A 20,085-nucleotide genomic window follows, 5' to 3' on the forward strand; every position below is an offset into this window, starting at 1 on the left:
ACCGGTACGGACGGGACGGCTGACGTTGCGTTCGGCAGCGGCCGGGCGGCGCCATCTCCGTATTATTACGGAGATGCCGTTTCGGGACATTTTCTTGCGCTCCAAACCGCTTCGGGCGACAATTAAGTCAGTAATGCTGTCGCAAATAAAGTAAGCCAACCGCCTGATCGCGCAGGGCGAGCAGAGTTGCGCGCGGTCTTTTCAACTCTGGAGGATTCGCGCCGTGTCGATCCACCGTCCGGTGCCGGATCACAGGCGGTCCGCGCCCCTAATTTCACGACCGAAAGCGCTTTAGGTCATTAATTCTGACCCAGTTCGCATTTCGGTATTTGTCCCTTGACCATCATCCGTGAGATTCGCCACACTCGGCGCGCTGCTCATCCGAGCACACCCAATGTCCGAGGTCTTCGTGACCCAATAATCCGTCCCGCTGTTGGGGCGGTTCCACCAGGAAGAGGTAAAAATGAAGAAAACAGTATTCCTTGGTTCCCTGGCCGCTGCCGGGCTCGCCGCTGGCGTTGCCTCCGCGACCACGCTGGAAGATGTACAAGCTGCTGGCGTGCTGAAGTGCGGTGTGACCACCGGTCTCGTCGGCTTCGCAGCTCCGGATGCGAACGGGAACTGGGAAGGGTTCGACGTGGCCGTATGCCGTGCCGTCGCAGCCGCAGTTCTGGGTGACGGCAATGCCGTAGAGTTCGTTCCGACCACCGGCAAGACCCGTTTCACGGCTCTGGCATCCGGCGAAGTTGACCTGCTCGCACGTAACACCACCTGGACCTTCTCCCGCGATGTGGACCTGAAGTTCACCTTTGTCGGTATCAACTATTACGATGGTCAGGGCTTCCTGGTCCGCAAGGATCTGGGCGTGTCCTCCGCGAAGGAACTGGACGGCGCGACCGTCTGCATCCAGACCGGCACCACTACCGAGCTGAACCTGGCCGACTTCTTCCGCGCCAACGGCATCAGCTACGAGCCGGTTCCGATCGAAACCAACGCCGAAGCCCAGCAGCAGTACCTGTCGAACGCCTGTGACGTCTACACGACCGACGCGTCCGGCCTGGCTGCAACCCGCGCAACCTTCGAAGATGCCGACGCACACATGCTGCTGCCGGAAATCATCTCCAAGGAGCCGCTCGGCCCGCTCGTCCGTCACGGTGACGAACAGTGGTCCGACATCGCGCGCTGGACCCTCAACGCGCTGATCTCCGCCGAAGAACTCGGCGTGACCTCCGCGAACCTGTCGGAAATGGCCAAGGGGACCAACAACCCCGAGATCAACCGTCTGATGGGCACCGAAGGCAACCTGGGTGAAATGCTCGGCCTCGAAGCCGACTGGGCCCAGAAAGCCATCGGCGTTGCCGGCAACTACGGTGAGATCTTCGAAGCCAATATCGGTGAATCCACCCCGATCGGTCTGGCCCGTGGCCTGAACGCTCAGTGGACCCAGGGTGGCCTGATCTACTCGCCGCCGTTCCGTTGATCTGATGAATGCCGGGGCGCGTGTAATCCTGCACGCGCCCTCGGTCTATCTTGCGTTTGACTTTCCGCCGCAGGAATCCCGCGCCCGGCACCGCCGAGAGACGCAGGGACAGCGGCAACAACAGGTTGAGGGGGAGCGGCTGAATGACCGCCATTACTGACCCGCCGAAAGAGACGTTCCGTCTCTCCATGCTACTCTACGATACGCGCTATCGTTCCCTTACAATTCAGGTTATCGCGCTGATCTGCTTCATGCTGGTCATCGCCTGGCTCGTGGACAATGCCGCGACCAACCTCGCCGCGCTCGGCAAGCCGCTGAGTTTCGGTTTCCTGGGCGAGATCGCGGGCTATGACATCAACCAGCGGCTGATCGAGTATAACTCGCAGATGACGCATGGCCGTGCGGCGCTGGTGGGCATCCTCAACACGCTCCTGGTCGCGCTTCTGGGCTGTATCACGGCCACGATCATCGGCGTTTTCGCCGGTGTGCTGCGCCTGTCCAACAACTGGATCGTCGCCCGGATCATGTCGGTCTATGTCGAGGGGTTCCGCAACGTGCCGGTGCTGCTCTGGATCGTGGCGATCTTCGCCGTCGTGTCCGAGACGCTGCCCGCCCCGCGCGCCTTCCGCGGCGACGACGCGACCGCGCACATGCTGATCAATGACAGTGTGGCGCTGACCAATCGCGGCTTCTACATTCCCAAGCCGATCTTCGAATCCGGCTCGATGATCGTCGTTCTGACCTTCATCCTGTCGATCGTCGGCATCGTCTTCTTCCGCAAATGGGCCAAGGCCCGTCAGGAAGCCACCGGCGAGATCATGCCCGTGGGCTGGATCAGCCTCGCGATCTTCTTCCTGCCGACGCTGTTCATGTTCTACATCATGGGCCGGCCGATCGTGCTGGAATATCCCGAACTGGCCGGCTTCAACTTCAAGGGCGGCATCCATATGCGCAACAGCCTGATCGCGCTGTGGCTCGCATTGTCGCTCTATACCGGCGCCTTCATTGCGGAAACCGTTCGGTCGGGTATCCAGGCTGTCTCCAAGGGGCAGACCGAAGCTGCGGGGGCCCTTGGTCTGCGCGGGCCGCGCATCATGCGTCTTGTGGTCCTGCCGCAGGCCATGCGCGTCATCATCCCGCCGATGATCTCGCAATATCTCAACCTGACGAAAAACTCGTCGCTGGCCATCGCCGTGGGCTACATGGACGCGACCGGAACGCTGGGGGGCATCACCCTCAACCAGACCGGCCGCGAAATGGAATGTGTCCTGCTTCTGATGCTGTTCTACCTGATCACCAGCCTTGCCATTTCGGCGGTGATGAACTGGTACAACGCTGCCGTGAAGCTGAAGGAGCGCTGAGATGAGCGAGATGGACATGTCCTACGTCCGCACCGAGATGCTGCCCGAGCAGGAGCCGCCGCGCTCCCAGACGGGTGCTGCAAAATGGCTGCGGGAAAACCTCTTCTCCGGCTGGATCAACACGATCCTGACCATCCTGTCGCTGGCCTTCATCGCGCTGGTGCTGCACGAGTTCCTGCCCTGGATCTTCGACAGCACCTGGAACGCGAACTCGCTCAGCGAATGCCGCGAGATCGCGCCCGGCGCCTGCTGGGCGGTGATCAAGGAACGCTGGCCGCAGCTGCTCTACGGCTTCTACCCCGAGGAACTGCGCTGGCGGGTCAACCTGTCCTTCGTGCTGATGCTGGTCGCGATTGCGCCGGTCCTCTTCACGGGCGTGCCGCGCAAGCTCCTGTGGTTCACGGCAGCTTTCCCTGTCTTGGGCTACTGGCTGCTCTGGGGCGGGTCGCTCTGGGGGCCGCTGATGGCGCTGGCCGGGTTCGGCGTGGGCGCGGGCGTCTATGCCGCCATCCGTCCGGTGAACAACCTTGCCGCACTGATCGCGGGTCCGCTCGCGGTCGTGATCTGGTGGCTCGCCGCTGCCGGACCGGTGGCCGGTTTGCTGGCCGGGGGCGTGCCCCTGATGCTGGAGCCCGTCCCATCGTCGAAATTCGGGGGCTTCTCGCTCTCGATCATCATCGGCGTGACCGGGATCGCCTTCTCGCTTCCGCTCGGCATCCTGCTGGCGCTGGGGCGTCAGTCGAACCTGTTCATCGTGAAAGCGATCTGCGTCGGCTTCATCGAGTTCATCCGCGGAGTGCCGCTCATCACGCTGCTCTTCGTGGCGTCGGTGCTGCTGAACTACTTCCTGCCGCCAGGCACCAGCTTCGACATCATCCTGCGGGTCGTCATCATGGTGACGCTCTTCGCCTCGGCCTATATGGCCGAAGTGGTCCGCGGGGGGCTGGCGGCGCTGCCGCGCGGCCAGTATGAAGCTGCCGACGCGCTCGGGCTCGACTATTGGAAGGCGCAGCGGCTGATCATCATGCCGCAGGCGCTGAAAATCTCGATCCCGAACATCGTGAGCACCTTCATCGGCCTCTTCAAGGACACCACGCTCGTGTCGATCATCGGGCTTCTTGACCCGCTTGGTCTGAGCACCGCGATCCGTGCCGATACCAATTGGAACGGCATCGTTTGGGAGCTATACGGCTTCATCGCGCTGATGTTCTTCATCTTCTGCTATTCAATGTCCCGCTACTCGCAATATCTGGAGCGCAAGCTTCAGACCGGACACCGTTAAGGAGTAACCCATGACTGACCTGGCAACAGACCGCGAGATCGATCGCTCGCAGATGCAGGTGTCCGACAAGGTCGCCATCCAGATCACCGACATGAACAAGTGGTACGGGGCCTTCCACGTGCTGCGTGACATCAACCTGACCGTCTATGAGGGCGAGCGGATCGTGATCTGCGGACCTTCGGGGTCCGGCAAGTCGACGCTCATCCGCTGCATCAACCGGCTGGAAGAGCACCAGAAAGGGCAGATCATCGTCGACGGGACCGAGCTTTCCTCGGACCTCAAGAACATCGACAAGATCCGGTCCGAGGTCGGCATGTGCTTCCAGCACTTCAACCTCTTCCCGCATCTGACGATTCTGGAGAACTGCACGCTGGCGCCGATCTGGGTGCGCAAGACACCCAAGAAGGAAGCCGAGGAAATTGCGATGCATTTCCTCGAGAAGGTGAAGATCCCCGATCAGGCCAACAAATATCCCGGCCAGCTGTCGGGCGGCCAGCAGCAGCGTGTGGCGATTGCCCGCTCGCTGTGCATGAAGCCGCGCATCATGCTCTTCGACGAGCCGACCTCGGCGCTCGATCCGGAGATGATCAAGGAAGTGCTCGACACGATGATCGAGCTGGCCGAAGAGGGCATGACCATGCTCTGCGTGACCCACGAAATGGGCTTCGCGCGGCAGGTGGCCAACCGCGTCATCTTCATGGATGCCGGCCAGATCGTCGAACAGAACGAGCCGGAGCCCTTCTTCAACAATCCGCAGAGCGACCGGACCAAGCTCTTCCTGAGCCAGATCCTCGGTCACTGATCGGGCGGAAGCCGGCCCCGTGCGGGCCGGCACGCACCAAAAGCAAACGCCGCACCGGGTTCCGGTGCGGCGTTTGTCATTGCGGCCTGTTGTGGCGCTTCGCCTTTATCAGTCGAAATCCTTGGGTTTGCGGAACTTCACGAAGCTGCCGCTGTCAAATTCGACCTCCGCCCAGCTTTCAGTGTCAAATTCCAGAACCGCGCAGGCGGCGGTCGGAAAGACGCTGAATGCCGCCTTGTTGGAGGATTTCACCTTCCCGCCGGACAGTTTGCGCGTCAGGCTCGACAGGGTCGGCTGGTGGCCGACCAGAAGGATGCTACCGGCAGAATCGGGCTGGTCCTTGATCAGTTTCAGGAGCGCCTTGGGGCTCGCCGAATAGATGTCCTGCTCGGTCTTGGCCTTGACCTCGCTGCCGAGCTTCCTGGCCACGCGCTTCCATGTATCACGGGTGCGTTTCGCGGGTGAAACGAGTACGATATCGGGCGAAAACTCACGTTTGCGCAGCCATTTGCCCATCCTTTCGGATGCGGCCTTGCCACGGTCATTGAGGGGGCGGTCCAGATCCGCCTCGTCCGGATCGGACCAGGAGGACTTGGCGTGGCGCATCAGGACGAGCTGTTTCATGTCCGTAAACTGTTCCGAGCTTTCTGTCATAATCAAGTGTTTATGTGTCGCGGAATGCCGGGATTCGTCCCGCCGATCAACCACCTTCGCCCTTGGGATGAAAGGCCGCCATGTGATGCGCGGATTGGGCTTCCGGGCGCAGGCCGGCGCCGACCGGACAGGCCCGGCGCACGGCACATCCGCGGCTGAGGCAGGGCGTGCCGTCCGGCGTATCAAGAAAGGCGTGGCAGCGCGGCAGGTCATAGGTCCCGCCGCCAAGCGCCCCGACCGGACAGGCCGTGCGGCAGGGCTGCGTGGCGCAGCGGTCGCAGGGGCGCGGCAGGGGTGGCAGGTCCGGTCCGGCGCCGGGCAGGGCGACGGCCCCGCGGAAGGAGACGAAGAGCCCCGTCTCGGCATGGACGAGCAATCCGACAGGGGAAAGATGCGTCCGCCCGCTGTCCTGCGCCCAGCGGATGAAAGGCAGCCACGGCGGCCCGCCGAACGGAAAGAGCGGGGTGCCGCCATGCCGCTGTGCGAGGCCGGTGACGGTGCGCCGCGACCAGCGGTCGACCGGATCGGCCATGCCATCTCGATATTCCGGTGAACCGGTCAGCACATCCCAGAAATCAGGACCCGGGCCAAGGAGCAGGATGGAACGCGTGCCGTCCGGCACCGGATCGTCGGCCACCGGGCGCGCGGCGCCGAGCAGCATCAGGCCAGAGGCGGCAGCGTCGGACGCCAGTTCATCGGCGCTCATTGCTTGCGGAAGGGGCGGGCGAGCGACCAGCCGAGTTGTTCAGGGTGGGACTGCGCGATATCGAGCCCGATCCGCATGCCTTCATGCCCGTCGCGCGGCTGCGGGCGGTAGGTGCCGAAGAGCCGGTCCCAGATGGACAGCGAGAAACCGTAATTCGTGTCATGCTCGTCGCGGTCGACCGAATGGTGCACGCGGTGCATGTCGGGCGTCACCACGACGAGCCGCAGCCAGCGGTCGAGCCAGCGCGGTAATGCCAGATTGGCATGATTGAACATGGCCATGCCGTTGAGCAGGATCTCGAACAGGATCACGGCGAGCGCCGCGGGGCCGAGCAGATAGACCGCGCCGATCTTCAGCCCCATCGACAGGGCGATTTCCACCGGATGGAAGCGGATCGCGGTTGTCACGTCGAAATCGGGATCTGCGTGGTGAACCTGATGCAGACGCCAGAGCAGGGGCACCTTGTGCGTCACCACATGTTGCAGCCAGATCAGGAAATCGAGGATCAGGACCGACAGCAGGACTTCCAGCGCCACCGGCCAGTCGATGCGATTGAACAGGCCCCAGCCGCGCGCCGCCGCATCCAGCGCTGCGCCCACGGCCAGAAGCGGCACCGCGATAGCGACCAGCCGCAAGGTCAGTGTGTCGATCAGGACAAGGCCCCAGTTGGTTGCCCAGCGGCGCCCGCGCCCCATGCGCCGGTCGCGCCGGGGCAGGAGCGCCTCAGCAGCGGCCAAGAGCGCAAAAAGGCCGAGGAATATCCCCAGCCGCAGGGTGGCAGCATCTTCCATCTTCTCTACTTGCGCCTTCAGGCGCGGCTCTGCAAGCCGTCGGGCGGATCACGATCCAGAAGCGAGACGAAATGCGCGATCGAACGGTCGGCGCGGACGGGATAGGTCTCTCCGGTGTCCTGAAGCGCCGCGATCCGGTCGAGCCGGAAGTTGCGGTAATCGTCGCGCAGCAGGCACCAGCCGAGCAGGGTCCAGCGCCCGGTCCAGCCGATGATCCCGAGCGGCCAGACGTCACGTTCGGTCGCGGCGCCGCCCTCATCCCGATAGTCGAGCCGCACGATCTGCCGCGCTTCGATCGCGCGGCGCAGGCGCCCGTGGGTCGCGCGCAAGCCCTCATCGGAGGAGAGGACCGGCACGCGGTAGGGCTGGGCATCGGCAGCAGCCTTGGCCCCGTCGTCGAGGATGGCGCGGATCTTGACCTCTGCGCTGCGGGCCGCATTCGCCAGTTCGGGGTCTGTGAAGGCCTGCACCATGCGCCCGCCGACGAGCAGGGCGAGCACCTCTTCGCGGGTGAACATGACGGGCGGCAGCGCATAGCTTTCGTCGAGGCGGTAGCCCACGCCGGCCTCGCCGCGGATCGGCACGCCGGAGGCCATCAGATCGGCTATGTCGCGGTAGATGGTGCGCGGGCTGACCTCCAGTGCGGTGGCCAGTTCCGCGCCCGTGACGGCAAGGCGCCGACCGCGCAATTCGTCGATCAGACGAAACAGGCGGTCGGCGCGGCGGCTCATGCGGGTTCCATCTGATCGGCCATGACGGACAGGGCTTCCGGCCAATGGTTCATCGAGACGCTGTCATCCTCGATCATCGCGCCGAACGCCTTGGTCTCGGGCGCAGCCATGAACGCCTCCGTCGCGGCCTTGGCGGCCTCGGCGGACATCCAGTAGACACTGTCCTGCCATTCACCATCCGCCACCTCGACAAGGCTGCGATAGGCAAAGCCGGGCTGGGATTTCAGCCAGGGCGAGATCTGTTCGGCCGCGGCAAGAAAGTCTGCCCGCTTGACGCCGGCCTTCGTGCGGAAGCGCACCTGTTCAACAGTGATGGTCATGATCTTCTCCTAAATGTGCCGGAGCGCCCCCCTGGCGGCCCCGTGTCGGAGATATGGCAGACCCCTGCTGACAGCCTTCTGTCAGCAGCCTGTCAGTTGCGGATCAGCGACCCGGCCCCGTGTGCCGTGAAGAGTTCCAGCAGGCAGGCATGGGGCGCCCGCCCGTCGAGGATGACGACCGCGCGCACGCCGCCGTCGAGCGCCGCAAGTGCTGTTTCCGTCTTCGGGATCATCCCGCCTGCGATCACGCCTTCGGCCGTCAGACGGCGGACATCCTCGGCGCTGAGCGAAGTGATCACGTCACCCGATGCGTCCTTCACACCCGCCACGTCAGTCAAAAGCAGAAGCCGGTCGGCCTTCATCGCGGCGGCAATGGCACCGGCGGCCGTGTCGCCGTTGATGTTGTAGGTCTCGCCGTTGCGGCCCGCGCCGATGGGCGCGATCACCGGGATGAAATCGCTGTCGAGGAAGGTCCGGACCACGTCGGGATTGACCTCCGCCGGGTCGCCGACAAATCCGAGATCGGCTTCCGTTACGGTGCCATCCGGTCCGGTCAGCTGCGCCAGCGCCTTGTCGCAGACCATCAGGTTCGCATCCTTGCCGGACAGGCCCACGGCCTTGCCGCCCTGCGCGTTGATCGCCTGCACGATGCGTTTGTTGACGCGACCCGTCAGCACCATCTCGACCACTTCGACCGTCGCTTCGTCGGTCACGCGCTTGCCGGCGACAAAATCGGACTGGATGTCGAGCCGCTTCAGCAGGTCGTTGATCATCGGACCGCCGCCATGGACGATCACCGGATGGACGTTGCACTGTTTCATCAGCACGATGTCGCGGGCGAATTTCTCCATCGCCTCATCGTCGCCCATCGCATGGCCGCCGAACTTGATGACCACGGTCGCGCCGTCATAGCGCTGCAGATAGGGCAGGGCCTCGCTCAACGTCCGTGCGGTCGCGATCCAGTCCCTGTTCATGGCGGCGGATTTCTCCATATTGTCCTCCGGTCTTTGGGTAAGGCTTCTATCGTGCTATCGGGAAGTTCACCACTGTTTTCAAATCGCTGCGGAGGGCTGCTATGAAAACCGCCGGATCAATGCTCCTGTCGGGAACAATTGTCGCGCTGATGGCCTGCACGCCGGGACCCAATCCCGGGCAGGTGGCCCCGCAGGACCGGGCGGGCAACTGCGTGCCGCTCTTCCGGGAATATGACAGTCTCAAAACTTTCGACCGCGGGGCGGGCTTCGGCGTCGGCGGGCCGGCCTCCTTCTCCACCCGGCTCAACATCATCGAGACGGAGATCGTCGCCAAGCTCTGCATCACGCAGGACAGTCAGGTGAAATCCGTCGCCGGCCGCTCGGATCTCGCCTATGCGGAAAGCGGCAACCCGGTCTCGCCGGTGCGGCTCCATATCGGCACGGTGAACAACTGGGACACGGCCAATCGCGTGAAGGCGGAGTTCGAAAGCCTCGGCTATCAGGTGAGCATCCAGCCGTCGGGCCGGGTCGGCAAGCGGATCTATCTTGGCCCGTTCCGGACCGAAGGCGGGTTGCAGCGCGGCGCGGCGGCCGCGCGCGAAGCCGGGTTCTTCTACATCTATCCGACCAACCGCCGGATCTGACGCCGGATCAGGCGAATTGAGCGATTTCGGCCCGTAGCAGGTCGAGCCCGTCTCCCTTGGCCGAACTGGTCAGGATGATTTCGGGGAAGGCGGCCGGATGCTTGACGAGCTGGCCCTGCATCTTGTCGATCACCGCGTCCAGCGCACCGGCCTTCGGCTTGTCGGTCTTGGTCAGCACGACCTGAAAGGTCACGGCGGCACTGTCGAGCAGCGCCATGATCTCCTCGTCCACAGCCTTGATGCCATGACGGCTGTCCACGAGCAGGAAGACCCGGCGCAGCGTTGCACGGCCCGACAGGTAGGCCTTCAGCAGGCGCTGCCACTTTTCCACCACCGGCACAGGTGCCTCTGCATAGCCGTAGCCCGGCAGGTCGACGAGGTAGAACCCGTCGAGCGTGAAGAAGTTGATCTCCTGCGTGCGGCCCGGCGTGTTCGAAGTGCGCGCGAGCGCCTTGCGGCCGGTCAGCGCGTTGATGAGGGAGCTTTTGCCGACGTTGGAACGGCCGGCAAAACAGACCTCCACCCGGTCGGCGGGCGGCATCCCGTCCATGGCCACGACACCTTTGAGGAAGTCGCTTTCGCCCGCGAAAAGCTTGCGCCCGCGCTCGATGGCTTCGGGCGCGGGCGGCTTGGCGATGGTGAAACGTTGCTCCATCCGGTCAGCTGGCTTTCTTCTTTTTCATCCAGCCGAACATGTTGCCCATGATGTCGGGCTTGACGCCCTGACTGCGCATGATGGCGAATTGCTGGATGAAGGTGATTGTGTTGTTCACAACCCAGTAGAGGACGAGACCGGCCGCAAACTGGCCGAGCATGAACATGAAGATCCACGGCATCCAGGCAAAGACCATGGCTTGGGTCTTGTCGGTCGGGGCGGGGTTCAGCTTCTGCTGCATCCACATGGTGATGCCCATCAGGATCGGCAGGACGCCGATGGAGAAGATTGCAAAAAGGCTGCCCGGCCCCGGCGCGTCCCAGGGCAGGAGCCCGAACAGGTTCAGGATCGAGGTCGGGTCCGGCGCTGAAAGGTCCTTGATCCAGCCGATGAAGGGCGCGTGGCGCACTTCGATCGTGACGAAGATCACTTTGTAGAGCGAGAAGAAGATCGGGATCTGCAGAAGGATCGGCAGACAGCCGGAGGCCGGGTTGACCTTTTCCTTCTTGTAGAGCGCCATCATCTCCTGCTGCATCTTCATGCGGTCGTCGCCGGCGCTTTCCTTGATCTTCTCCATCTCCGGCTGAAGTTTTTTCATCTTCGACATGGAGACATAGGATTTGTAGGCCAGCGGGAAGAGCACCAGCTTGATGACGAAGGTCAGGCCGATGATCGCCCAGCCCATGTTGCCGATGAGCGCGTTGAACCAGTGCAGGATCTGGAAGATCGGCTTGGTGAGGAAGAAGAACCAGCCCCAGTCGATACTGTCGATGAATTTCTCGATCCCGAGATTGTCCTGGTAGTTGCGGATCGTTTCCCATTCCTTGGCGCCGGCAAAGAGCATGGTCACCGTGTCATGGGTCGCGCCCGGGGCCACCTCGACGGGCGGCAGGCGCATGTCGGTCTGATAGGTCTGGTTGGCGGCCGTGTATTTCGCGACCGAGGAGAAAGGCTGCCCCGGTTCGGGGACGAGCGTCGTCATCCAGTATTTGTCGGTGAACCCGATCCAGCCGTTTTCCGTCACTTCGATCCGGTCGATGGCGGCGCGTTCGCTGGCGTCCATGTCCATGTCCGGCATCTTCTTGTATTTGATCTCGTCGATCGTGCCGTCGGAGGCGCGGACCACACCCTCATGCAGGATGTAGAAACCGATCACGTCCGGTTCGCCCTGGCGCGCGACGATGCCATAGGGCGCGAGGCGCACCGGCGCGTCAGTCGCGTTTTCCACCGACTGGGTGATGTGGAACATGTAGTTTTCGTCGATCTCGATCGTGCGGCGGAATGTCAGGCCGTTGCCATTGTCCCAGCGCAGCGTGATCGGCGTGGCTTCGGTCAACTGCTCGCCGCTTTCCACCGTCCATTCGGTGCTCGGTCCTGGCACATCCTCATAGCCCAGGCCACCGGCAGGGGCCCAGCCGTGGAGCGTGTAATAGGGGGTGGCGCTGCCGGCCGGCGACAGAAGCGTGACGAGGTCGCTGTCGGGGTCGATCGTCTCGCGGTAGTCGCTGAGGCGCAGATCGTCGATCCGCCCGCCCTTGAGCGAAATGGAGCCCTGCAGCCGCCCGGTCTCGATCGGCAGGCGCGCGGATTTGGACAGGGCCGCATCGCGGGTCTGCTCGGTGGTCGGCATTGGGGTCGGCGCGGTGGCGGTATCCGCGCCCGGCGCGGGCGGGGTGGTTGCCAGATTGCCGTCGACGGCTGCGGACTGTTCCTGCGTCACCGTGGCCGGCACGTCGGTCGGCTCGGGCGGCGGGAAGAGGATGAACCAGGCGAAGATCACCAGAAAGCTCAGCACTGTGGCCAAGATCAGGTTTTTGTTCTGGTCGTCCATTGCACGCTCCGGTCGGTGGGAATCCTATCCGCAGCGTTCAACCGTTCTGAGCAGGAAAGGTCAAGGTCTTTCGCGTCTCAGGCCAAGTGGCGTTGGGGTTTGGCCGCGCCGAGCCGGGTGCAGACATTGCTCGACGGCCAGCTGTCGAGCCAGTCGAACGTGTCGGCCACGGGCATCGGGCGCCCGATGATATAGCCCTGACCATATTGGCAGCCCAGATCGGTCACTGCCCGCATTTCCCCCTCCGTCTCAAGCCCTTCGGCCAGCGTCTCGATATCAAGGGCGGCGGCCATCTGGACCATGGCCGTGACCATGCTCTGCTGCTCCAGATCGCTGTCGACGCCGGTGATGAAGCTCCGGTCGATCTTCAGCCGGTCAATGGCGAGCCGGCGCAGGTTGGAGATGGAGGTGTGGCCGGTGCCGAAATCGTCAAACTCGATGGTGAAGCCCGCGCGCGAGAGGGCTTCGATGTTGCGCAGCACGCGCAGGTCGCCCTCCTCGCCCGTGTCGGGGATCAGCACGGTTTCGAGGATTTCTATGCGGATCCGTGACGGGTCCATCCCCGCCTTGTCGATGGTCCAGTTCATCCGGTCCACCAGACCGGTGTTGCACAGTTCCGCCGTGGAAAAGTTGAGCCCCACCCCGTCCACCACATGGCCCGCGCGTTCCCAGCGGTCCAGCGCGTCGAGCGACTTGCGCAGCATCATCTCCCCGATCTGCTCGGTCTGGCCGGTGCGTTCCGCCACGTCGAGGAAGTCGGCCGGCGACAGGAAGCCGCGTTCGGGGTGGAACCAGCGCACCAGAGCCTCGAACCCGATCACGGCGCCCGTGCGCAGGTCGATCTGGGGCTGGAAATAGGGTTCCAGCTCGTCGCGGCGCAGGCCCTCGTCCAGATCACGCGAAATCGCCTCGCGCCGCACGAGCGCGGTGCGCATCGCGGGTTCGTAGAAGACCAGATCGCCGCCGGAGGCCTCGGCCTCCCGCAGGGCAAGGGAGGAATTGGCCAGAAGCGCCTCCCCGTCGATATTGGCGCCGGTCGCGGCGGCGATGCCGATCTGGGCGCCGGGCACACGCATCGTATCCCGCACCCGCACGGGCCGCGCCAGCAGGTCGCTGATCCGCCCTGCCATGGAGGCCGCCCGCCCGGCATCCCGGTCCCACAGAAGGATGATGAAATCGTCCGTCCCGATCCGGCAGAGCATGTCGCCGCGGCGGATATTGTCGCCGATGATCCGCGCGCTTTCGGTCAGCAGTTCCTCCCCCGCGGCGCTGCCCATCGCGTCGGAGATCGCCTTGAAGGCGCGCACCTGGATGCGGATGACCGCGACATGGATGTCCGCCTGGGCCGTGGCGGAGAGCTGGGTCAGCCGGTCACGCAGCGCGATGATGTTGGGCAGTCCCGTGACGGGATCATGGCTGCGCTGATAGGCGGCATCGCTGCGGGCGCGCACGACCTCCCGCACGATGGCCGCGCGGCGGATGGCAAGCGGCCGGAACACGAACAGACCGATCGCCCCCAGCACAAGCCCGACGGAGACGCGCATCGGATGGGCCCAGAACAGGAGCCGTTCCGCCTGTCCCTGAAGCGGCGCAATGGCTGCCGGGTCGGCCCCGGCGGCACCGGCGAGCGCAGCCAGGTCGGAAATGTTCCGCTCCAGCAGGAGCGCGCCGAACAGGAGGCCGAAAAGCAGCCCGACCCCGCTGAGGAGCAGCGCATAATAGCGCCGCGTCAGTTTGCGCCCCGATCTCAATCCGGCCTCCTGAACTCACCCGTTGTGAGCAGGGAGCCTAGGCGGCAATGACGCTCAAACCCTTAACCACGTCACGCGGGACAATCCCGCGCCACGACAATTTTGCAGACAATTTTAGTCTTTGCGGGACGCAGGCCGTGTGGCCGTCCCGTCGGGCAGCTTCGACCGGGTCAGGCCCGCGAAGTCGAACAGGCTCTTGTCCAGAAGGTGGCTCGGGTTGGCATTGGTCAACGCCCGGAAGAGGATCTGCCGCCGGCCGGGATAGTTGGCCTCCCACTCGTCGAGCAGCCGCTTGACCTGCTGGCGCTGCAACCCGTCCTGCGAGCCGCACAGGTCGCAGGGAATGATCGGATACTGGAGCGCGCGGGCGAATTTCTCGCAATCCGCTTCCGCGACGTAGGCAAGTGGCCGGTAGACATAGAGGTCGCCCTCGTCATTGACGAGTTTCGGCGGCATGGTCGCGAGCTTCCCGCCGTGGAAGAGCGACATGAAGAAGGTTTCCAGCATATCGTCCCGGTGATGGCCGAGCACGACCGCGCTGCAGCCCTCCTCGCGCGCGATCCGGTAGAGATGCCCGCGCCGCAGACGCGAACAGAGCGCGCAATAGGTCTTGGTGCTGGGCACCTTGTCGGTGACGATCGAATAGGTGTCCTGATATTCGATCCGGTGCTCCACGCCCATGCGTTCCAGAAATTCCGGCAGAACGGTGGAGGGAAAGCCCGGCTGGCCCTGATCGAGGTTGCAGGCCAGCAGCTCGACCGGCAGCAGGCCGCGCCATTTCAACTCGGTCAGGGCGGCCAGCAGCGTATAGCTGTCCTTGCCGCCCGACATGCAGACGAGCCAGCGGCTGCCGCGCTCGATCATGCCGAAATCCTCGATCGCCTCGCGGGTCTGGCGGATGATCCGCTTGCGCAGCTTGCGGAACTCGGTGCTGCGCGGGCTGCCCTGAAAGAGCAGGTGGATATCGTCGCTATCGTCCAGCATCCTGTCCTCGGCTGTCAGTGTCGGGGGTGGCCGCGCGGCCCGCCTTTCGGTCCGCGGGCGGCGGCACCGGGTCGTGGCCCGATCCGCCGAGCGGGTGGCAGCGCGCGATGCGCCGCACGGTCAGCCAACTGCCGCGCAGGGCGCCGTGGCTTTCCAGCGCTTCGAGCGCATAGGCTGAACATGTCGGTTGGTAGCGGCAGTACATGCCGACCCAGGGCGACAGAAGGAGCCTGTAGGCGCGCACAGGCAGGGCCACGATGGCAGCGAGCGGGCTCATGTGTCGCCGGCCCCGGCGCGCGGACCTTTGTGGCTCTGCGATGGTGCTTGCCCATGCACGATGTCGAGCGCGCGGCGCAGCTCGGCCCGCATCCGTGCAAAGTCGCGGCGGGCGGTCACATCGCGGCGGCCGATCAGCACATAGTCCCATCCGGCCTGTCCGTGCGGGACGATCTCGGCGCGCGCCAGTTCGCGCAACCGGCGCTTGGCGCGATTGCGGGCAACGGCATTGCCGACCTTCTTGGAACAGGTGAAGCCGACGCGAACGGGCGGGGCATCGGGTGCCGCACCGCGCCGGTCGCGGGCCTGCAGGACAAATCCGGGCGTCGCCGCCCGCCGCCCGCCATTCGCGGCCAGAAAATCCCGGCGCTTCTTCAGGATGGCAAGCGCAGGAACGGTGACCGCCGGCGCCTGTGCCCCGGCGGGATCCTCAGATCCGGCGCGGTTCACGGGCTCCGGCGGTGCCATGGTCGTTCCTGAGTGAACCGGCCTTACGCGGACAGTTTCTTGCGGCCCTGCGCGCGACGGCGGTTCAGGATCTTGCGGCCGTTTTTGGTCGCCATGCGCGAACGGAAGCCGTGACGGCGTTTCCGAACGAGGTTGCTCGGCTGGTAGGTGCGTTTCATTTCTCGTCTCCTGGTCGTGCGCGGGGTGGTCCCCGCACTGGCCGAGACACGCGTCCACCGCGACGGAGTCGTCAGCCCTGAAATCAGAAACCGCTGTTTAGGAGCAGTTTGCGGGGAAGTCAATTCGCGATCCGCGCTTTTTTGCGGCTGCGAAACCCGGTGTCTGGCCCCTTTCTGAAACAATGGTCAATCGGGATCAAGGAGCCGTGAGCAGGCCTCGTCTTCATTGTAAGACGAACGACTTACTGGTCTGACTGTGCACAGCACCCACGCGCGCCCCGAGGATTTTGGATGACCACGCCTGACACACACCGCGCCGAGACATCGGCCGCAGCCCCCGATCGTGCCGTTTCAGGGCCGGAGGGCGCCGCAAGCCCGCGCGGCTGGGCGCGGATGGTGCCGATTCTCGTTATCCTCGCGGTGGCGGTCATCGGCTATCTGACACTCGGGGACCGGCTCAGCTACCAGACATTGGCGGAGAATCACGAACGACTGACCGCATGGCGCGACGCGCATTTCCTGACCGTTCTGCTGGCCTATATGGGGCTCTATGTCGTGGTCGTGGGCTTTTCCCTGCCGGGTGGCGCGCCGCTGACGCTCGCGGGCGGGTTCCTGTTCGGCGTCTGGGTCGCCGCGCCCGCGACCGTGGTGGCCGCGACCCTCGGCGCCACGCTCATTTTCCTGGCCGCCAAGACCGGGCTCGGCGACATGCTGCGCGAGAAGCTGACGGGCGACGGGGCAGGGCTCTTCGCCCGGATCGAGCGCGGCGTGCATGAAAACGAGGTCAGCTACCTGCTGCTCATCCGGCTGGTGCCGGTCGTGCCGTTCTGGCTGGCCAACCTGGCGCCGGCCTTCCTCGGGGTGGGATTGCGCAATTTCGTGCTGACGACATTTTTCGGGATCATCCCCGGCACCTTTGTCTATGCCTGGGTCGGGTCGGGCCTCGGCGCGCTCCTCGACCGGGGTGAGGCACCCGATCTCGGGATCATATTCGAATGGCAGATTCTCGGCCCGATCCTCGGGCTTTGCGCACTCTCGGCGCTGCCGATTCTCATCAAGGCGCTGCGCCGCGGCAAGGAGGCCTGACATGGCTCTGATCGAGACGGATCTCTGCGTCATCGGCGCGGGCTCGGGCGGCCTGTCGGTTGCCGCCGGCGCAGTGCAGATGGGCGCGCGCGTCGTGCTGATCGAGGGCGGCGAGATGGGGGGCGACTGCCTCAACACCGGTTGCGTGCCCTCCAAGGCGCTGCTGGCGGCGGCGAAACAGGCCCATCTGATGGGGGCCGGCGCGAAATTCGGCATTGCACCAGTGGAACCGCAGGTCGATTTCGGCGCCGTCCACGACCATGTGCATGGCGTGATCGCGGGCATCGCACCCCACGATTCGCAAGAGCGGTTCGAGGGGCTCGGCGTCAAGGTTCTGCGCGGCATGGCCCGCTTCACCGGAGACGATCGCGTGGCGGTCGAGGGGACCGAAGTCCGGGCCCGCCGGTTCGTCATCGCCACCGGATCGCGCGCCATGGTGCCGCCGATCGACGGAATCGCGGACGTGCCCTACCTGACCAACGAGTCGCTTTTCGACCTGACCGACCTGCCGGATCACCTGATCATCGTCGGCGGCGGGCCGATCGGGCTGGAAATGGCGCAGGCGCACCGGCGGCTCGGCGCGCAGGTCACCGTCATCGAGGCCGAACGGGCGCTCGGGAAGGACGATCCGGACGCTGCGGCGCTGGTCATAGAGCGGCTGCGCGCGGAAGGGATCACGCTCCACGAGGGTGCCGGCGTGACCTCCGTCGCAAATGTGCCGGCAGGCGTGGAGGTCTGTTTCGGAGAGGGCCAGAGCGTTACCGGATCGCATTTGCTTCTGGCCGTGGGGCGGGTGCCCAATCACGACCGGCTCGATATCGACAAAGCCGGGATCAAGGCGGACCGGCGCGGCATCATCGTCGACGCGGGTTTGCGAAGCTCCAACCGGCGGGTCTATGCGGTGGGCGACGCGGCGGGCGGCATGCAGTTCACCCATGTCGCGGGCTACCATGCGGGCATCGTGATCCGCTCGGCGCTGCTCGGCCTGCCAGCCAAGGCCAAAACCGACCATATTCCATGGGTCACCTATACCGACCCGGAGCTTGCGCAGGTCGGCCTGACCGAAGCACAGGCGCGCGACAGACACGGCGACAGGGTCGAGATCCTCACGTTCGATTATGCCGAGAATGACCGCGCCCGCGCCGAGCGCGATACGGACGGGTTCATCAAGGTCATGGTCTATCGGGGGCGCCCGGTGGGTGCGACCGTCGTCGGGCGGCAGGCGGGCGAGGTCATCCAGCTCTGGGCGCTGGCCCTGTCGGCGGGGCTGAAGATCAGCGACGTGGCGGGCATGGTGTCGCCCTATCCGACGCTGGGCGAACTGTCGAAACGCGCGGCGGGGCAGTATTACACGCCGCGCCTCTTCGATTCGCCGCTTGTGCGACGCATCGTCCAATTCGTTCAGAAATTCTGACTACACCTTGTTCCCAACCGGAGCGCTGCCTAATCTCTGGACAGTTCGGGGCGGGACAGATGGGTTTCTTCAAATCTCTATCAGGTCGGTTTTTGTTGCTGACCATTCTGTTCGTGATGCTGGCGGAGATCCTGATCTTCGTCCCTTCCGTCGCGCGCTTCCGCATGACAGAATTGCAGGAACGGCTGGAACTGGCGCAGCTTGCCTCGCTGTCGGTACTGGCGACGCCGGACGATATGGTCGCGCCGGAACTGGCTGACGAGCTGCTCGACAATGCGGGCGTCATCAACATCGTCCTGCGCCGCAATGAAGTGCGCGAACTGATCATCTCCAAACCCATGCCTGCGCCGGTGGACGAGACGTTCGACCTGCGCGATGCCTCTCCCATGCAGCTCATCACAGATGCGCTGCGCTGCCTGTTCGCGCCCGATGACCGCGTGATCCGCATCATCGGCCAGCCGATCAAGGGCGCGGGGCTGGAGATCGAGACAGTGCTCTACGAGCGGCCGGTGAAGGAGGCGATGCGCGACTATGGGCTCAACATCCTGTGGCTGTCCGCGCTCATCTCGATCATCACCGCCGCTTTGCTCTTCTTCTCGGTCCGCGGGCTGCTCGTCCGCCCGATCACCAAGGTCGTCGACAATATGATGTCCTATCGCGACGATCCGGCGGACGCGCGGCGGATCATCGAGCCGAGCTCGCAGATCCGCGAGCTGCACGAGGCCGAACAGGCGTTGCAGGACCTGCAGGTCGCGCTCAGCCAGTCCCTGCGGCAGAAGGCGCGGCTCGCGGCGCTTGGCGGGGCGGTGGCCCGCGTGAGCCACGATCTGCGCAATATCCTGACCACGAGCCAGCTTCTGGCCGACCGGCTGGAGGTCAGTTCCGACCCGGTCGTGGCGCGCACCGCGCCGAAGCTGCTGGGTGCGCTGCAGCGTGCGGTGACCCTGTGCGAGAGCACGCTCACCTTCGGCAAGGCGGAAGAGCCGGCGCCCACATTCCAGAAGGTGGTGCTGCGCGACATTGCCGACGAGGTTCTGGAAAACGATGCGCTACGCAAAACGGGCGATCTGGTCGATTTCGACCGGAAAGTATCTCCCGCGATCACGCTCGTCACCGACCGCGACCACCTGTTCCGCATCTTGACCAATCTGGTGCGCAATGCGCGACAGGCGATCGAGGCAAGCAAGGTCGCGGGCACCGTCACGATCAGGGCCGAGCAGATCGGGGAAGAGATCCACATCCGCGTGGAGGATAGCGGACCGGGCCTGCCACCGCGGGCGCGGGACCACCTGTTCCGCGCGTTCGAGGGCGGCGCGCGGCAGGGCGGCACCGGGCTCGGCCTCGCCATTTCCTGGGAGCTGGCCCACGCGTTGGGCGGCACGCTGGAACTGGAGGCCACGTCACAGGACGGCACCTGCTTCCTGCTGGTCCTGCCGCGGAAGCGCTGAGAGGTGCACGCAAGGGAAAGCCGGATTTCCGTCGATTTCGCTCTTGCCAAGCCTGACCGGGCGCTATAAACCGCACCTCGCCTGCACCGGTAGCTCAGTTGGATAGAGTACTTGACTACGAATCAAGGGGTCGGGGGTTCGAATCCTCCCCGGTGCGCCACTTCCCTTTCAAACATTCTCGAGATGTGACCCAGAAGTTCAGGTTGCTCCTGCCAAACTGGTCACGTTCCGGCATATACCGCGACGCGGATTGACACCACGGCGACCAC

21 protein-coding genes and 1 tRNA gene are annotated in these 20,085 nt (G+C 64.5%); 9 read left to right on the plus strand and 13 right to left on the minus strand.

Annotated elements, in window-relative coordinates:
• Nucleotides 1–463 precede the first annotated feature (463 nt).
• The 4 genes from GSH16_RS13245 (at nt 464) to GSH16_RS13260 (ending at nt 4,925) form a co-directional block, all read left to right on the plus strand.
• A complete protein-coding gene (locus GSH16_RS13245) occupies nt 464–1,480 on the plus strand; it encodes an amino acid ABC transporter substrate-binding protein (RefSeq protein ID WP_160855894.1) in 1,017 nt (338 codons plus the stop codon).
• Between the two features lie 143 nt (nt 1,481–1,623).
• Nucleotides 1,624–2,841, plus strand: coding sequence for an amino acid ABC transporter permease (locus GSH16_RS13250; protein WP_160855896.1), 1,218 nt, complete (start codon nt 1,624–1,626; stop codon nt 2,839–2,841).
• Between the two features lies 1 nt (nt 2,842).
• Nucleotides 2,843–4,123, plus strand: coding sequence for an amino acid ABC transporter permease (locus GSH16_RS13255; RefSeq protein WP_160855898.1), 1,281 nt, complete (start codon nt 2,843–2,845; stop codon nt 4,121–4,123).
• A gap of 10 nt (nt 4,124–4,133) precedes the next feature.
• Nucleotides 4,134–4,925, plus strand: a complete 792-nt coding sequence (locus tag GSH16_RS13260; RefSeq protein WP_160855900.1) for an amino acid ABC transporter ATP-binding protein — start codon at nt 4,134–4,136, stop codon at nt 4,923–4,925.
• Nucleotides 4,926–5,033: 108 nt separating this feature from the next.
• Here GSH16_RS13260 and GSH16_RS13265 read toward each other — a convergent pair whose 3' ends face one another.
• The 6 genes from GSH16_RS13265 to argB form a co-directional block, all read right to left on the minus strand.
• Nucleotides 5,034–5,549, minus strand: a complete 516-nt coding sequence (locus tag GSH16_RS13265; RefSeq protein ID WP_160855902.1) for a SixA phosphatase family protein — start codon at nt 5,547–5,549, stop codon at nt 5,034–5,036.
• A gap of 76 nt (nt 5,550–5,625) precedes the next feature.
• Entirely contained in the window at nt 5,626–6,285 is a 660-nt protein-coding gene (locus GSH16_RS13270) for a ferredoxin (protein ID WP_160855904.1), read from the minus strand.
• A complete protein-coding gene (locus GSH16_RS13275) occupies nt 6,282–7,076 on the minus strand; it encodes a sterol desaturase family protein (protein WP_160855906.1) in 795 nt (264 codons plus the stop codon). The genes GSH16_RS13270 and GSH16_RS13275 overlap by 4 nt, the downstream gene beginning before the upstream one ends.
• A 17-nt stretch (nt 7,077–7,093) precedes the next feature.
• Nucleotides 7,094–7,807: a helix-turn-helix transcriptional regulator gene (locus GSH16_RS13280; RefSeq protein ID WP_160855908.1), complete on the minus strand. Its 714-nt coding sequence runs from the start codon at nt 7,805–7,807 to the stop codon at nt 7,094–7,096.
• Nucleotides 7,804–8,127, minus strand: coding sequence for a hypothetical protein (locus GSH16_RS13285; protein WP_160855910.1), 324 nt, complete (start codon nt 8,125–8,127; stop codon nt 7,804–7,806). The genes GSH16_RS13280 and GSH16_RS13285 overlap by 4 nt, the downstream gene beginning before the upstream one ends.
• 92 nt (nt 8,128–8,219) lie before the next feature.
• Nucleotides 8,220–9,119 (minus strand): acetylglutamate kinase, encoded by a 900-nt coding sequence (gene argB / locus GSH16_RS13290; protein WP_235913217.1) that lies wholly within the window; start codon nt 9,117–9,119, stop codon nt 8,220–8,222.
• A gap of 83 nt (nt 9,120–9,202) precedes the next feature.
• On the opposite strand from argB, the gene GSH16_RS13295 reads away from it, so the two are divergent.
• A complete protein-coding gene (locus GSH16_RS13295) occupies nt 9,203–9,745 on the plus strand; it encodes a hypothetical protein (protein WP_160855912.1) in 543 nt (180 codons plus the stop codon).
• 7 nt (nt 9,746–9,752) lie between these two features.
• Here GSH16_RS13295 and yihA read toward each other — a convergent pair whose 3' ends face one another.
• The 7 genes from yihA to rpmH form a co-directional block, all read right to left on the minus strand.
• Nucleotides 9,753–10,400 carry a ribosome biogenesis GTP-binding protein YihA/YsxC gene (gene yihA, locus GSH16_RS13300; protein WP_160855914.1) on the minus strand — a complete coding sequence of 216 codons (648 nt, stop codon included), beginning with the start codon at nt 10,398–10,400 and terminating at the stop codon, nt 9,753–9,755.
• Between the two features lie 4 nt (nt 10,401–10,404).
• Nucleotides 10,405–12,231: a membrane protein insertase YidC gene (gene yidC, locus GSH16_RS13305; protein WP_160855916.1), complete on the minus strand. Its 1,827-nt coding sequence runs from the start codon at nt 12,229–12,231 to the stop codon at nt 10,405–10,407.
• 77 nt (nt 12,232–12,308) lie between these two features.
• Nucleotides 12,309–13,982, minus strand: coding sequence for a putative bifunctional diguanylate cyclase/phosphodiesterase (locus GSH16_RS13310; RefSeq protein ID WP_160855918.1), 1,674 nt, complete (start codon nt 13,980–13,982; stop codon nt 12,309–12,311).
• 114 nt (nt 13,983–14,096) lie between these two features.
• A complete protein-coding gene (gene ttcA / locus GSH16_RS13315) occupies nt 14,097–14,966 on the minus strand; it encodes a tRNA 2-thiocytidine(32) synthetase TtcA (RefSeq protein ID WP_160855920.1) in 870 nt (289 codons plus the stop codon).
• Complete coding sequence (gene yidD / locus GSH16_RS13320; protein ID WP_205524113.1) at nt 14,953–15,243, minus strand: membrane protein insertion efficiency factor YidD; 291 nt, start codon at nt 15,241–15,243, stop codon at nt 14,953–14,955. The genes ttcA and yidD overlap by 14 nt, the downstream gene beginning before the upstream one ends.
• Nucleotides 15,240–15,710, minus strand: a complete 471-nt coding sequence (rnpA, locus tag GSH16_RS13325) for a ribonuclease P protein component (RefSeq protein WP_160855924.1) — start codon at nt 15,708–15,710, stop codon at nt 15,240–15,242. The genes yidD and rnpA overlap by 4 nt, the downstream gene beginning before the upstream one ends.
• A 23-nt stretch (nt 15,711–15,733) precedes the next feature.
• Nucleotides 15,734–15,868, minus strand: a complete 135-nt coding sequence (rpmH, locus tag GSH16_RS13330) for a 50S ribosomal protein L34 (protein ID WP_160855926.1) — start codon at nt 15,866–15,868, stop codon at nt 15,734–15,736.
• A gap of 393 nt (nt 15,869–16,261) precedes the next feature.
• Between rpmH and GSH16_RS13335 the strand changes: the two genes are divergently transcribed.
• From GSH16_RS13335 to GSH16_RS13350, 4 genes are all read left to right on the plus strand, one after another.
• Nucleotides 16,262–16,954 (plus strand): TVP38/TMEM64 family protein, encoded by a 693-nt coding sequence (locus GSH16_RS13335; protein WP_235913231.1) that lies wholly within the window; start codon nt 16,262–16,264, stop codon nt 16,952–16,954.
• 1 nt (nt 16,955) lies between these two features.
• Nucleotides 16,956–18,368, plus strand: coding sequence for a dihydrolipoyl dehydrogenase family protein (locus GSH16_RS13340; RefSeq protein ID WP_160855930.1), 1,413 nt, complete (start codon nt 16,956–16,958; stop codon nt 18,366–18,368).
• 95 nt (nt 18,369–18,463) lie between these two features.
• Entirely contained in the window at nt 18,464–19,816 is a 1,353-nt protein-coding gene (locus GSH16_RS13345; RefSeq protein WP_328803231.1) for a sensor histidine kinase, read from the plus strand.
• An 83-nt stretch (nt 19,817–19,899) separates the two neighbouring features.
• Nucleotides 19,900–19,976: transfer RNA gene (locus GSH16_RS13350), tRNA-Arg, on the plus strand.
• Nucleotides 19,977–20,085: the final 109 nt, after the last annotated feature.

Source organism: Oceanomicrobium pacificus, assembly GCF_009833495.1.
Lineage (GTDB): Bacteria > Pseudomonadota > Alphaproteobacteria > Rhodobacterales > Rhodobacteraceae > Oceanomicrobium > Oceanomicrobium pacificus.

Bases quoted from the DNA above. Each gene is read 5' to 3' on its own strand.
- GSH16_RS13245 (WP_160855894.1), top strand. From the start codon at position 464: ATGAAGAAAACAGTATTCCTTGGTTCCCTGGCCGCTGCCGGGCTCGCC.
- GSH16_RS13250 (WP_160855896.1), top strand. From the start codon at position 1,624: ATGACCGCCATTACTGACCCGCCGAAAGAGACGTTCCGTCTCTCCATG.
- GSH16_RS13255 (WP_160855898.1), top strand. From the start codon at position 2,843: ATGAGCGAGATGGACATGTCCTACGTCCGCACCGAGATGCTGCCCGAG.
- GSH16_RS13260 (WP_160855900.1), top strand. From the start codon at position 4,134: ATGACTGACCTGGCAACAGACCGCGAGATCGATCGCTCGCAGATGCAG.
- GSH16_RS13265 (WP_160855902.1), bottom strand. From the start codon at position 5,549: ATGAAACAGCTCGTCCTGATGCGCCACGCCAAGTCCTCCTGGTCCGAT.
- GSH16_RS13270 (WP_160855904.1), bottom strand. From the start codon at position 6,285: ATGAGCGCCGATGAACTGGCGTCCGACGCTGCCGCCTCTGGCCTGATG.
- GSH16_RS13275 (WP_160855906.1), bottom strand. From the start codon at position 7,076: ATGGAAGATGCTGCCACCCTGCGGCTGGGGATATTCCTCGGCCTTTTT.
- GSH16_RS13280 (WP_160855908.1), bottom strand. From the start codon at position 7,807: ATGAGCCGCCGCGCCGACCGCCTGTTTCGTCTGATCGACGAATTGCGC.
- GSH16_RS13285 (WP_160855910.1), bottom strand. From the start codon at position 8,127: ATGACCATCACTGTTGAACAGGTGCGCTTCCGCACGAAGGCCGGCGTC.
- argB (WP_235913217.1), bottom strand. From the start codon at position 9,119: ATGGAGAAATCCGCCGCCATGAACAGGGACTGGATCGCGACCGCACGG.
- GSH16_RS13295 (WP_160855912.1), top strand. From the start codon at position 9,203: ATGAAAACCGCCGGATCAATGCTCCTGTCGGGAACAATTGTCGCGCTG.
- yihA (WP_160855914.1), bottom strand. From the start codon at position 10,400: ATGGAGCAACGTTTCACCATCGCCAAGCCGCCCGCGCCCGAAGCCATC.
- yidC (WP_160855916.1), bottom strand. From the start codon at position 12,231: ATGGACGACCAGAACAAAAACCTGATCTTGGCCACAGTGCTGAGCTTT.
- ttcA (WP_160855920.1), bottom strand. From the start codon at position 14,966: ATGCTGGACGATAGCGACGATATCCACCTGCTCTTTCAGGGCAGCCCG.
- yidD (WP_205524113.1), bottom strand. From the start codon at position 15,243: ATGAGCCCGCTCGCTGCCATCGTGGCCCTGCCTGTGCGCGCCTACAGG.
- rnpA (WP_160855924.1), bottom strand. From the start codon at position 15,710: ATGGCACCGCCGGAGCCCGTGAACCGCGCCGGATCTGAGGATCCCGCC.
- rpmH (WP_160855926.1), bottom strand. From the start codon at position 15,868: ATGAAACGCACCTACCAGCCGAGCAACCTCGTTCGGAAACGCCGTCAC.
- GSH16_RS13335 (WP_235913231.1), top strand. From the start codon at position 16,262: ATGGTGCCGATTCTCGTTATCCTCGCGGTGGCGGTCATCGGCTATCTG.
- GSH16_RS13340 (WP_160855930.1), top strand. From the start codon at position 16,956: ATGGCTCTGATCGAGACGGATCTCTGCGTCATCGGCGCGGGCTCGGGC.